9 protein-coding genes are annotated in these 12,732 nt (G+C 67.2%); 1 reads left to right on the top strand and 8 read right to left on the bottom strand.

Annotated elements, in window-relative coordinates; genetic code table 11:
• Positions 1-275: 275 nt before the first annotated feature.
• A complete protein-coding gene (locus H8R17_RS37470; protein WP_399477808.1) occupies positions 276-2,816 on the top strand; it encodes a Helicase associated domain protein in 2,541 nt (846 codons plus the stop codon).
• 84 nt (positions 2,817-2,900) lie between these two features.
• Here the strand turns inward: H8R17_RS37470 and H8R17_RS37475 are convergent, their stop codons facing one another.
• The 8 genes from H8R17_RS37475 to H8R17_RS37510 form a co-directional block, all read right to left on the bottom strand.
• On the bottom strand, positions 2,901-3,482 hold the full coding sequence (locus H8R17_RS37475) for a helix-turn-helix transcriptional regulator (RefSeq protein ID WP_187827678.1): 582 nt from the start codon (positions 3,480-3,482) through the stop codon (positions 2,901-2,903).
• A 187-nt stretch (positions 3,483-3,669) separates the two neighbouring features.
• Positions 3,670-5,844: a hypothetical protein gene (locus H8R17_RS37480; RefSeq protein ID WP_187827679.1), complete on the bottom strand. Its 2,175-nt coding sequence runs from the start codon at positions 5,842-5,844 to the stop codon at positions 3,670-3,672.
• Entirely contained in the window at positions 5,841-6,938 is a 1,098-nt protein-coding gene (locus H8R17_RS37485; protein ID WP_187827680.1) for a hypothetical protein, read from the bottom strand. Before H8R17_RS37485 ends, H8R17_RS37480 begins: the two co-directional genes overlap by 4 nt.
• A gap of 12 nt (positions 6,939-6,950) precedes the next feature.
• The gene (locus H8R17_RS37490) at positions 6,951-8,201 is read right to left on the bottom strand and encodes a hypothetical protein (RefSeq protein WP_187827681.1); all 1,251 of its coding nucleotides are present in this window, start codon (positions 8,199-8,201) and stop codon (positions 6,951-6,953) included.
• Positions 8,202-8,231: 30 nt separating this feature from the next.
• Positions 8,232-8,507, bottom strand: coding sequence for a hypothetical protein (locus tag H8R17_RS37495; RefSeq protein ID WP_187827682.1), 276 nt, complete (start codon positions 8,505-8,507; stop codon positions 8,232-8,234).
• Positions 8,508-8,510: 3 nt separating this feature from the next.
• The gene (locus H8R17_RS37500; protein WP_316959647.1) at positions 8,511-9,572 is read right to left on the bottom strand and encodes a bifunctional lytic transglycosylase/C40 family peptidase; all 1,062 of its coding nucleotides are present in this window, start codon (positions 9,570-9,572) and stop codon (positions 8,511-8,513) included.
• A gap of 100 nt (positions 9,573-9,672) precedes the next feature.
• A complete protein-coding gene (locus H8R17_RS37505; RefSeq protein ID WP_187827683.1) occupies positions 9,673-11,310 on the bottom strand; it encodes an FtsK/SpoIIIE domain-containing protein in 1,638 nt (545 codons plus the stop codon).
• A gap of 308 nt (positions 11,311-11,618) precedes the next feature.
• Positions 11,619-12,722, bottom strand: coding sequence for a hypothetical protein (locus tag H8R17_RS37510; protein ID WP_187827684.1), 1,104 nt, complete (start codon positions 12,720-12,722; stop codon positions 11,619-11,621).
• Between the last annotated feature and the right edge of the window lie 10 nt (positions 12,723-12,732).

A 12,732-nucleotide genomic window follows, 5' to 3' on the forward strand; every position in this document is an offset into this window, starting at 1 on the left:
CAAGGTTCCTGGGGGCGAGTGGCATAAGGGAAGACTAGCACCCCGAACCCCGGACACGGAAGCGTTCCAGCCAATCTCACCGGATCACTGACAAGCGCGTGCGTCATCCTGCATGCCCGGATAGACTATGGGACCAGAGCACATCACCCCTCCACACTCCGACCCAACGCGCCGAACGTCTCAAGCGTTGAGCGTCAGTCAATCACCGGAATCAGAAAGCACCTTCGAAAAGCCTCCGGCAAACCGAGGCGGAAAGCGGGCTTTGAATGTCACAGATGGATTTGCGTCCCCATCAGGCGGAAGCCGTCGACGGCGTTATGCGCCATCTTCAGAATCCGCCCGAGGGTCGCATTCCTCCGGAAGGACTGCGTACGCAGGTAATCGCCGCGACCGGTTCGGGTAAGACGCTGATCGGGGTGGAATCCGCCCGGCGGCTTTCTGCGGGGCGTGTGCTGGTCCTGGTCCCGACGCTGGATCTGCTGACCCAGATGGCGGCCTCTTGGCGCCGAGGGGGCCGGCGGGGCGCGATGGTCGGTGTGTGCTCGCTGCGCGCCGAGGACAGCGACGGGATCCCGTGCACGACCGACCCGGACGAGCTGGTCGAGTGGACGCGGGACCTTCAGCCGGTCACGGTGATCGCCACCTACGCGGCCGTGGGTCTGGGCATTCTCCAGCGGGCGCATGAGGCGGGTCTGCCGGTGTGGGACCTGATGGTGATCGACGAGGCGCACCGAACCAGTGGGGATGCGGGCAAGCCGTGGGCGGCGGTGCACGATCAGGCGCGGGTGCCGGCGGTGCGGCGGCTGTACATGACGGCGACGCCGCGTGTGTGGGAGGCCGAGGGCGATACGCCGCGGTTGGTGGCGAGCATGGACGAGGACAGCCCCGTGTTCGGGCCGGTGGCCTACAAGCTGAAGCTGTCCGAGGCGATCCGGCGGGGTTTGGTAGCGCCGTATCAGGTGGTGTGCCTGGACATCCGGGATCCGGAGCTGTACGCGGCGCTCGCGGTGGAGTCGGCCGGCTCGGACACGGTGCGCGGGGCGCGGCTGGCCGCGCTTCAGACGGGGCTGCTGACGGCTGCGGCTGAGGAGCGGCTGCGCAGGATCTTGACCTTCCACAGCCGGGTGGCCGAGGCCGAGGCGATGGCGCAGGGCGTGGGCGTGGTGGCGGCGCGGCTGGCCGAGGACGACGCCGAGTTGCACCCGCCGGCGGATCGGGTGTGGGCGGACTGGCTGTATGGGGAGCACACGCCGGGATATCGGCGTCAGGTGCTGGATGAATTCGCGTCGGATTTCATCGGTGGTGACCGGTCGGATATTCCGGCGGCGGTACGGGTCCTCAGCTCGGTAAAGGTGCTCGGGGAAGGTGTGGATACCGCGCACTGCGATGCTGTCGCTTTCTGCGATGCGCGCGGCTCCATGGTCGACATTGTGCAGATGGTGGGCCGTGCGCTGCGGATGAATCCGGGTGAGGGGAAGATCGCTTCTCTTGTGGTGCCGGTATTCCTCGGTCCGGATGAGGACGCGGACGAAATTCTGACCTCGGATGCGTACGGGACCCTCGCGAAGGTGCTCGGGGCGCTGCGGGCGCATGACACGGACACGATCGAGGCTCTGGCCGACCCTCGGCGGCGCAGCGGTCGCCGGGAGGGCGACGAGGACGAGGGCGACGAGGACGAGGGCGACGAGGACGGGGCGGAGCTGGGGGAGGCCGGCGACGAGGATGAGGACCAGGACGACGAGCACGAGGACGAGGGTGAGGAGTGGGTGAGCGAGGCGGCGGCCGGTCTGCTGCGCTTCAGCGAACCGCGCGACCCGGCCCTGTTGGCGCAGTTCGTGAGCCTGCGGGTGATCGACCCGGAGAACACCTACTGGCGGCGCGGGATCGAGGCCGCGACTCGCTGGTTGAGCGAGAGCGGCGGCACGCAGTTGCGGGTGCCGTACGACTACGTGACGCAGCGCGAGGCGTCGGACGAGGGGGCGGGGGCCGGCTTCCCGCTGGGGGTGTGGCTGGCTGACCAGCGGCGCTACTACAACGCCGGGACGCTGGAAGCCTCGCGGGTGGCGCAGTTGGAGGCGCTGGGCATGGTGTGGTCGCACCATGACGTGGCGTGGGAGGAAGGGCTGTCTGTGGCCCGCGCGTGGGCCGAGGTGCACGGGCACTTCCTCCCGCCGGCGACCGCCGTCGGGGAGGGCGGGTTCCCCATCGGGGTGTGGGCCAAGAACCAGCGCGCTGCGGGCCGCAAGGCGCTGGAGAACGCCGAACTGCGGGCGGCGGGCGGACCGGTCCCCCCGGGTGGTGGGGAGCTGTCTGAGAGCCGTCTGGCGGCTCTGGAAGCGATCGATCCGGGATGGTGCCCGCTGGGGTGGGACGTCGCATGGCAGCGCGCGTTTCGTCTCGCCCGTGCCCACACCGAGGCCGGCGGCACCCTGCCCACGGCGGCCGGTGAACTCATCGTGCAGGGCGAAGATCTCGGGGCGTGGGCAGCCGCGCAGCGCCTGGGGTGGGAGAAGCTGTCGCCGGCGCAGCGGTGGCTTGTGGGTAGCGCCCTCGGACTGGAAGCTGCGGGCGCCGAGGAACGGCCCGTACGGCGCACCCAGGCCGACAAGTGGGCGCAGAACATCGCGGCTGCCCGGCAGTTCCACGCCCGCGAGGGACACCTGACCCCGCCCCGCAAGCACATCGAGCGCCTGGACGACGACGGCGCCGAGGTTGAGGTCAAGCTCGGCAGCTTCCTGGACAACGCCCGCCGCAGGGCCGACAGGCTCACCCCCGAGCGGCGCGCCGACCTCGACCAGCTCGGCATGCGCTGGTAGCCCGAGCGGGCTCACGACCTGGCCCGAAACGACCAAAGGGGCCGGACACTCGGGTGAGTGTCCGGCCCCTTTGGTGTTGCCGCCCTACGCGCTGAATCCGACGTTGGTCACGTACTCGTACTGGCCCCACTGGGAGCCGAGATCCTCGATCACGTCGATCCATGCGTCGTCCAACGCCCCTTCGTCTCCGGCCTCCCACGCGTCGACGATGCTGTCCCAGCGCCGTACGTTCAGGTGCCGGTATTCGACGGTCGGGATGTCCCGCTTACGCGGCTCGGGCACTCCGGACTGGTCAAGCGGATGGATTTCGACGCGCGTTCCCCGCCCCTCGCGGTTGAGCCGTTCTTTCAGGTGCCGTGCCACATTAGCGCGCCGCACTTCCCGATATGCGCGGTCGATGGCTTCAACGTTCTTCCTACTGGGCTTGCTTTTCCCAGCAAGCCACGCCTTGATGGTGCGCGGTTTGACGTCGAGTCCGGCGCGGCGGGCGGCTTCCTTCTGTCGGCCGGAGCGGGTGAGGTAGCGGACGCGCGCCAGGAATCCACGCTTCTCGGTTACCGGGGTGACGATTCCCCCGGCGAGTTGGTCAAGTTTCTGGGCGACGGCGTGACTTCCTTTGATGCCACGGGCGCCGTACAGCCCGAACTGAATGTTTTTTCCCGGCATTCCGATTCCCTAGTCTTGGGGTCCCGCCCGTCGAGGTTCCGGGACTGATTCTATCGAATTTCTCGGGTGCCTGTTGCCAACTCCCAAGGATCCCATATCTTTTCTGAGTTCCACGAGGGCAGTTGAAGGCATATAGCAAAAGGCCCGGATCGGCTCCGCGGGAGCCGATCCGGGCCCAGTGCGCGCGTCAGAGATCAGAGGGAAGTTTCTCCCCCGTCTTACCGTCGTACGCGACGCCGGTCGGTGACAGCCTGATGGTTCGGGAAGCGGCGCGGCTTCCTTCCTTATAGCTCTTTCCGCCTATCGCCACACGAACGGTCACATCGGCGTAGCGGTCTTTGACCGGTAGCTCAATTTCTGGGCTTTCGGGGTACCAGTCCTTTTTGACGCTATGGGCGCTCTTTCCATCTGCGTCAAGGCGCAGGTACTTGGCATCGGGGTCGAAGGACGACCTCAATTCCACGATGACGGCGTCTCCGTCTCGGGTCCAGTGAGCGACTACGTCGGCGTCGACTGAGTCAACGATCAGGTTGGCGCCGGACCTTCCTTTGTAGGCGGCGACCTTCTGCTGACGTTCATCGCGCTTGGTGTCGTTTTCTGCTTTCTGCCATACGCCGGTTGCGGTGAGGGCCAGGGCGGCGATGGCGGCGACGTAGGGCCAGGTACGGCGGCGGGCGCCGGTCCGGGGCTGGTCGTCCCTGGCCGTGGGTGCAGGCTCGGGAGGGTCAGGGGCTTGATGCCATTGGGCAGTCGATTCGGCGGGTTGCTCGAACCAGGCGCCACCATTGTCGTTCCCCATGCGGGCGACGGTAGCGCGCAGTTGGGCGGCTTGGGCACTGTTGCCGAACAGTTCGGCCATCTCGGCGCGGGTGAGGAGCCAGGCTGTGGCCTGGGGGGAGTTGATGCCGTGGGTGGTGATGTCCTCTCGCTCGCCGAGCGCGGCGAGTTCGGATGCTTCGTTGAACCGTCCCTGGCCCGCGGCCTGCAGAACGGCGTGATGCCGGTAGTCGAGCTGCGGTGCGGTGTAGAGGGTGTCGATGACGTTGGGCGGCAGGTCGAAGTCCAGCCCGTCATCGGTCCCGTCATCGGTGGCGGGTTCCTCGTACTCGTAGACGGCGTCTTCGAACACCGCCTCCTTGTCCAGGGTCACGGCGGGTTCTTCGTCGGTTGCCAGGGCCTCGGCTGCCATGGCCTCTTGAGCCTTGCGGCGGCGGGTCGAGGTGTCGGTGAGGCGGGCCTCTTCCTCGTCGATGGTGGTCTGGATGACGTCGACGAAGTCCGGACCGACCTTCCACACTGCCTGTCCGGGTGCCAGGGTCGGGATCTTCTTGATGGCCCAGGCGGGCAGGCCGAGCAGGGCGCCGACGATGGCGGCCTCTTCGGGGCCGAGGCGTCCGACGTGGGCGATCTCGCAGAGCCGGGCCAGGTCCTGGGCGCGGCCCTCGCCAAGGTCGGACAGCGTGTGCATGACCACGTCCAGGGACAGGGATGCCTTGCGACTGTTCTTCAGCAGTCGTTGGATCAGCTCGCTTGTGGCGGGGGACAGGAGGATCTGCCAGGCCTCCTCCAGGACCAGGTGCCGGTGCACGGCCGTCGACTGCCGCAGCCACACGTGCTCGACCCAGCAGGCGATCGCGGCCATGAGTGCGGGGATGGCGGGGCTGTTGCGGTCGAGCTTGCTGAAGTCGAAGGAGATGATGGGCAGGTCGGTCGGGGGCAGGCTCGCGTCCGGGCCGTCGAAGAGGCCGCACAACGATCCTTCGGTGTAGCGGGACAGAGCAATCGCCACGCCCTCACCCCACACGGCAAGCTTGTCGGCCGGCCAACGGCCGTCCTCCGGGCTCACCAGCGCATCGACCAGGCCGACGAGCGTTCCGGCCTTGGGGCTGTTGAGGCCGTGCTGGAGAGCGTGGGTGGACTGGGGGGTGAGCGCGGCGGGTTCGACCGCGGCGATCAGCGAACGGATCAACTGCTCGCGTACATCAGGCTCGAACTCGGGCGAGCACGGGTTCAGGGTGAAGGCGCCGGCCTCGATGATCTGGCCGCCGAGGGACTCCGTGAGCTTCCCCCACTCGCCGGCGGCCGTCTCCTCTCCGAAGGAGTCGATGACGACGTACTGGTGATTGTGGTGCAGGATCTCGCGGCGGCTCCGCACCTTTGCCGTGGTGGACTTGCCGGAGCCCAACCCACCCAGCGCGAGGCTGTTGGTGGCGGGCAGGATGGCGGCATCGACCAGAACCGGGGTCAGGTGGAAGGGCCGGCCGTCGGTCTCGGAGCGGCCGATCGGGATACCGGGAAACCGGGCGTTGGAGGCGACCAGGGGCGCCGTGATGGCGGCATGCGTCGCGGGCAGGCGGATCACAGGATGGCCCCTTTCCTGGTGGGTGCCCCGTGCGGGGTCGTCATGACGTGGGCGCGCTGTTGCTGGCCGATGAGCCAGTCCAGAGAGATGCGATGCCGGTCGGCGGTCAGCGAGGCGTCCCAGCGCGCTTCCGTGACCTCTTCGGGGCTGTCGCCCCACACGGTCAGGTAGGCGTCGATGTCGACCAGCGACGCGCCCTGTACGAGCGCGTCACGGGTCGTGTCGCTGGCCGCTTCGTTCGTGTCCTGCTTGATCTTGTCGGTAGTGAAGGCCGCGCCCGCGGCGTCGCTCCATTTCGCGGAGCGGCGGGACTGCGCGGCGGGCAACGGCCGGTAGAGCACCGCCAAGGAACGGTCCGCGCCGCGTTCTCCGGCGCGGTCGGCGTCCTGGCCGAGCAAGAGCCTGGGCATCAGGTCGCCATCGGTCTCGGCGGGCCAGCCGGTGATCCGCGCGGTTGCCGCGTACCGGCCATCCTCCAGTTCGACCCACGTGGAGGAGCGGTCGGTCACGGCGGGTACCGGCTGAGGAGTGGCGACGGCCAGGACGCCGAGCGCGGCGAACTCGCCCTCGATCGTGCCGAGAACGCGCTCCGGCTGGCCGATCAACCCCTTGGGGATGTGCACGGAAATCGTCTGCTCGTGGTCGGTGTAGTCGCCCACCGTGGCGTGGTGGGCGACGTGCACCTGAATTCCCGCGGTCCGGGCCTGGCCGGCCGCGAACGTCAGCGCGCGGGCGAACGCCTCATGGAACGAGGCGCGCAGGTAGGGGTCCTGCATGGTGCCGTGGTGCGGGTACAGCGTCCACGTCCTGGTCGTGCCCTCGCTGGTGGCCAGGCCGGGGGTGGTGCGGCGCTCGCGCCAGTGCCGGACGCCGACCGCCGCCCATCGGGCGATCGAGCGGCGTCCGGGCGCGACGTTGATCAGTCCGGCGATCCCGGCGACGGCGCCGAACGCCCAGATGGGCGGGGTCTGGAGCATCGCCGATGCCAGGATCGCGGCCCCTGCCCCGGCGTTCGTCTTGCTGATCACAACCTCTGCGGGGCTGAGCCCGCGCTGAATGGCAGGGACGCGGTAGCCGGGGGTCAGGGAGTACATCTCGAACCCTCCTTATGAGGTAGACGGCCCGCCACTCGATCCGCCCGACCGAGGCGGCGGCGAGCTGGGCGAGGGGCTGGGGTTGGGGGTGGCGGGTGTCCTGCGCGAACCTGCGGGCTGGTTGGAGGCGCGGGCCTGACGGCGCGCTTCCGTGAGCTGTTGGGTGCGCGCGGAGTCGGTGTGGATCTGGTCAATGACCGAGTTGGTTGTCAGCCGTCCCGGCCGCGGTCGCGGCCTGGCCCCGTACGCGGCGAACAGAACGTCGGCGTCCTTGCCCATCCCACGGCCCGGAGTGGTCACCAGGCGGGGACCGCGCGGGCTGTTCTCCTGCTCGTGGAAGTCCGGCACGCCCGCCCGAACGGCCCTGCGGACCAACGGGTTGGAGGTGCGGCTCTCCACCATCGACCGTGCGGCCCGGGCCATCCGCGGCCCGAAGTACGGCACTCCGTGGAAGATCATCCGCAGCATCAGGACATCAGCGGCGATCAGGAGTACCGCGTCCACCACCAGCGAGCCCTCGGCGAAGGCCACGAACGGCGAGACCAGGAGCAGCGCGAACGGGGCGAGCATCAGGCCCAGCAGGCGCTGAACCCAGGCCTGAACGGCGCTGGTGTCGCCCCCACGTGCCAGGGAGGCGAACACCAGCGGCGCCATGCAGACGAACGCCAGGATCCCGAGCTGGCGCGTCACGAACACCAGCGCAGCGAAGCCGAGGGCCACGCAGAGAGCCGCGATGATGATCAGAATGGCAAGAGGGTTTCCCGAGTCCGCGCCATCCTTGAGGTCCTTCGCGATCGCGCCGAACAGCGTTGCCTCGTTCGAGCTGAACATCGCTGTGAAGCCCGCGCTCACGGCCTTGTTGAGCATCATCACGGCGCCGGGCACGGACGCCATGCCGGCCACGGCCACCAGCGTCCATCCGGTCGAGTGCCCCATCTGCTTGAGGCGCGGTGCGCCCTGCCACGCGTACAGGGCGCACACGACAATCACACAGACGAAGATCGCGACGGCCAGGTGCTGGCCGAGCCACAGAAACGGAGCGAACACCGCGTCCGTGGCCTTCTCCGGCGCCCAAGCCTTGTTAGGCGCAAGGAGCCCCTCGATCTTGTCGATCAGCCAGTTGGCGAGATCTTTGACGTGGTCCGAGGCTCCGTCGGTGAGCCCGCTCCCGCCTGTGCCGTCCGGAACGCCGGGAGCGTTGTGGGCGCCCCCTCCCCCGCCGTTATCCCGTTGGCAGATCTCCTTGGCCGGGCCTTTGATCAAGGAGCAATAGTCTTTGTCTGCCATGCCGGATCAGCCCTTGGCGTCGGTGACGGTGGAGAACAGGTCGCTGCCGTACATCGCCAGGATCACGGCGACGAACAGGGTGCCGATGGCCATGGACCCATTCCGCAGCGCGCGCTTGGGGTCGTTGGGGGTCTGCATGAGCATGCGGACGGCGATCACGGCGATCACGGCCGCAACGGCCTTGGTGACCAGGCCGGAGCCGGTCAGTCCGATGGAGTCGAAGAAGTCCACGAATCCGGTAGAAAAGTCGGTCGGCTTGGCGAGGATGACGGACTTGAGCATGGGTCAGATCTCCTTTGTGCTGGTGTGAATGGGTCGGGCGGCGCCGAACAGGTCGCTCATGGAATCGATTGGGTGGAATCCCACTTTGGATCCGGGCTTGGGCGCATCGAGCATGTAGCCACCACCGACGTATATACCAACGTGGTGAATGCCCGATGCGCTCTTTCCGTAGAACACCAGATCACCGATCTGCATGTCGTCCGGATCGATCGGCTTGGATGCCGCGTACTGCGCTGCCGCCGTACGGGGCAGGATGATGCCGACTTTCGCGTACGCGTAGAGCGTCAGGCCGGAGCAGTCGAATCCTGCAATGTCGGCCCCGGAAAACCCTCTGGGCGAGCAGCATATTCCTGTGCTCGGCCCGGAGGCGTTACCGCCGCCCCACGAGTACGGCTTGCCCAGCATTGCCTGAGCCGCGTTTACGGCCGTGGCAGCCTGTTGGGCCGTGACGGTTGTTCCGGGCTTTCCGCCCTTACTGCCCTGATTAGCCAGGGCGCTGATGGAACGGACGTAGTTCTGCGTCTCCGAGAAGTTCGGGACGCCCCCGGCGTCGATGACCGCTTGGGGTCCGGCGTTGTAGGCGGCGAGCATGTTTGCTTGTTTGTCGCCGGGTACGTTCTTCACGTCCTTGGCCAGGGTGCACAGGTATTTCGCTGATGACGGGATGGCGTCCTCAGGATCCTTTACATCGCGCTTGCCGTCCCCGTTGCCGTCGATCCCGTACTTCTCCCACGTGGACGGCATGAACTGGGCTATCCCCTGCGCACCGACCGGTGATCTCGCTGTGGGATCGAATCCGGATTCCTGAGTGAGGAGTGCGGCCAGCAGATTCGGTGTGACTTCCGGACAGGTGTTTCCTGCGTCTTCGATCGCTTCTTTGTACTCGGCCGGAACGCTGAGGCTGAGCGCAGCGTTCAGGGCCGGGTTGTCGCCGGCGGCCTGGAGGAGCGCGGCCCCGATGACGAGCACGGTCGCCCCCGCGCCGATCGCTACCGCTGCGGTGCCAGATCGCAAGGTTTCCCCCTTCCTGCTGTTTTCGGTGTTTTCCCTGGTCAGAACCGTCACCCGGCACCGTCAGAGGACCGTCACCCCACCGTCACCCGGGGCTCCGGATGACGGTGGGGTGACGGTGCCTTGGCAGTGCCTTGGCGGTGCCGGGTGACGGTCACGAATCGGACATAGCGGCGGCCAGGAGGTCGGTCAGCTTGTAGCCCCGCACGTCCTTCCTCCGGCCCGGCGAAACGCCGAGAAGCGCCTTCATCTTCTTTCCGAGGTCCGTCGAATCGCTTCCCGTGACTCCGAGGAACGGAGCCAGGTCGACAGTGGCGATGAAATCCAGCTCCTTGCTCTGCATCAGCTCGATGGCCTGCTTCAGCGGCGTGTCCGGACTTGCGTTGAGCCGCTCTTTACGCCGCTCAATGGTTTCGTCGATCACGTCCCAGATGAATTTTTCCGGGAAGTTGAAACCTCGGATGAGGGTGGACGTTCCGTGTGCGTACAGCACGGCCTGTCCCTTGATTTTCGGGTTGAGGAGCTGCGGCTTGATCGGTGCCATCGTCGTGAAGTACGAATCGCCGAGGGCGACCTTTGCCGCGCCTTCCGAGTCCACGTACAGGCAGATCCTGTATTGGAACTGGGCCCTTACGTTGACGGGAATCGCGTCCTTGTCCGGGCGCTGCGTCATCATGATGACGGAGACGCCGCATTCCAGACCCTTCGCGACCACGTAACGCGACTTTTCCTCAACCGTCGCGCAGAGTTCTTTCGATTCCTTCGATCCGTTGTGCGCATAGAAGTCGGCCGCCTCATCGATGATGAAGGTGAGCCACCGGAACACCGGGGCAGGCTTCCGGTCCGTCTTGGCCTGTTCCATCTCGGCATACCGCTTGTCCACGACGGAGATGAGGTAGTCGAGAATGGATTCCAGTACGGCCGGATCGCTGGACGACTCATAGCGAAGGGCGATCTTCTTGAAGTCGGCGAGCCCGACGAACTTTCCGTCGAGCAAGACCGTGTCGAATTCGTCGCCATAGGCGATGAGCAGGCAGGTGATGAGACCGTTGACCAGAGTCGTCTTGCCGGTCTGTGTCATTCCTGCGACCAGCATCGAGGCCCCGTTGAACGTCGGCACTCCGCCAAATTCGCCCGTGACCTCGTGCCCGACGGGGATTCCGTCGAATGCACGGATCTGCTCACGGGTCGGCGGATCGAAAAGGCGGCTGAACGGCGGCTCTTTGAGGACCAGGAGCTTGACCTGGCGCTCTGTCTCCCGGGACGTCTCCAGCTTGAGGTGCAGCCGGGTCACGTTGAACATCGACGCGATCGGCCCGAGCCTGCTGGCGACGTCCTCGTGGGTGCGGCCCACGGGCACCAGGAACGTGTACCGGGTGCCGATGCCCGGCAGGTCCTCCACCTGCACGTCAGACAGCAGGATGACTTCGTCCTTGGCGATGGCCCCGGTACGGGCCAAGGCCGCGGTCAGCTCCGGGTGGACCGGAGCGGCCGTCTCGGCGCCGTTCGTCGCGTCGGGCGGGGATTCCTGAGCCAGGGCCTTGGACTGCGCCTCAGCGGGGCCTCTGGCCCATCTGCGGACGACTTCCGTCTTGACCCGCCAGGCCGCGTACCCGAGCGCGACCAGTACGCCCGCGGTGAGGAGCACCGCGGCCGGCCATGGCAGCCCTGTCTTGTCCTTGATGGCGTACAAGATGCCCAGGACGATGACCAGTCCGCCGATCGCGCCTGCGCTCTGGCCGTAGATGTCCTCGACTCGGTCGTCGTCGTGCCGGTTTCTCTTCTTTCCCATACTCCCCCCTGTATTTTGAGATCAAGGAATCGCCGATGATAACTCGGCACTTGTGTATGCCACTTGGCTTTTTGTCAGGCTTCGCCGGGTCTGCCCTGCGGGTCTGCGACTGATTCGTTTCCGAATTCGCTCACCGAATGGCTCACCGGGTCAGCCTGGAGGTCGACTGCTTGTCTTTCCGGCAGTCGCGAAGAGAGCCAGCCACGTGCCTCGGGCTGGCTCTCAACGGTGTGTGCCGGACGTGACGTTGGATGTTCAGGTTCCGCATCGTCGTACGACGATGGCATGAAGCACTGACACCGCTGGTCTCAGTGGGTCCGGTCGGCCTCGGCGTCCTCCTCGGACTCCTCGGACTCCTCGGACTCCTGCTTCTTCAGCTCCCGCCACAGCGGGCGCACTCGGTCCTCACCGCCGAGGTAGCCGGCCCTGCGGAACTCTGCGGCGGCCTGGCGGTACGACATCGGCGGGTCCTCGCTGTAGCGCAGGGCGCGCAGGACCACGGTGATCTGTTCGTTCGTCAGCGGCGTGCCCGTCACGGGGGTGGGCACGCCCGTCACGGCCGCGATCTCGGCGACCGTGACGAGCAGCCGTTCACGGCGTGACGGCTCCTCGCCCCCGTCTCCGATCGCCCCGCTGACCTGCGTGACGGCGGGCGTGACGGATGTGACGGGCAGGGCAAGCGCGGCAGGCTCCCACCCGTCCAGCTCGGGCAGCGCGATCTCGGCGACCAGTTCCGGCAGCGGCTTGCTGGCGATCGTGTCGGCGGTCGACACGGCCTGGCCGTGCAGCCGGTCGGTCATGCGCTTCTGTGCCTTCAGCGTCGCTCGGCGGTAGTCCGTCTCGGCCGCGCTCACCTGCATCTGCAAGTCCCCTGCCGCCCGCAGGAGTTCGATCCGGTCGGCGGCGTTGGCCTCCATCTGCTCAAGGCGGTCGGCGACTTCCTGCCGGCGGGCGTCGATCGCCTGCCGCGTGGCGGGCGAGACCTTGCGGCCGAGCGAGGGCAGTACGAGCCACCACACGGCCTTGGTCGACACGATCGCGACGGGGGTGAGGACCACGGCCAGGTCGAAGCCTGCGCCGGATCCTGTCAGGATCAGGTCGGCCGTGGGGACGGCCGCGATCACGAGGGTCAGGGCCAGACCCGCCCAGCGCACCCGCCGAGCGCGCACCCGGTTGTTGCCGGCCAGGATCTCGGTCGCCTGCAACACGACCCACAGCACGTCCAGCGCGGCGACGGTCGGCGCGGCCAGCATCCCGAAGTGCGGCACGAGAATCGAGTAGCTGACGGCCACCGACAGCACCGCCACGCCCAGCGTGAGGGCTCCAAGGGCGCTGAGCACGAAGGCCCGCGGCGACCAGGACCGGGGTTCGTCCCCCTTGTTCTTGTTCTTGTTCTTGTTCTTGTTGAACACGCTTGCTCCT

Source organism: Streptomyces sp. TRM68367, from assembly GCF_014495685.1.
In the GTDB taxonomy this organism is placed as follows: Bacteria; Actinomycetota; Actinomycetes; order Streptomycetales; family Streptomycetaceae; genus Streptomyces.

Coding starts and splice junctions, on each gene's coding strand:
- H8R17_RS37505 (WP_187827683.1), bottom strand. CDS start 11,310: ATGGGAAAGAAGAGAAACCGGCACGACGACGACCGAGTCGAGGACATC.
- H8R17_RS37475 (WP_187827678.1), bottom strand. CDS start 3,482: ATGCCGGGAAAAAACATTCAGTTCGGGCTGTACGGCGCCCGTGGCATC.
- H8R17_RS37470 (WP_399477808.1), top strand. CDS start 276: ATGGATTTGCGTCCCCATCAGGCGGAAGCCGTCGACGGCGTTATGCGC.
- H8R17_RS37485 (WP_187827680.1), bottom strand. CDS start 6,938: ATGTACTCCCTGACCCCCGGCTACCGCGTCCCTGCCATTCAGCGCGGG.
- H8R17_RS37495 (WP_187827682.1), bottom strand. CDS start 8,507: ATGCTCAAGTCCGTCATCCTCGCCAAGCCGACCGACTTTTCTACCGGA.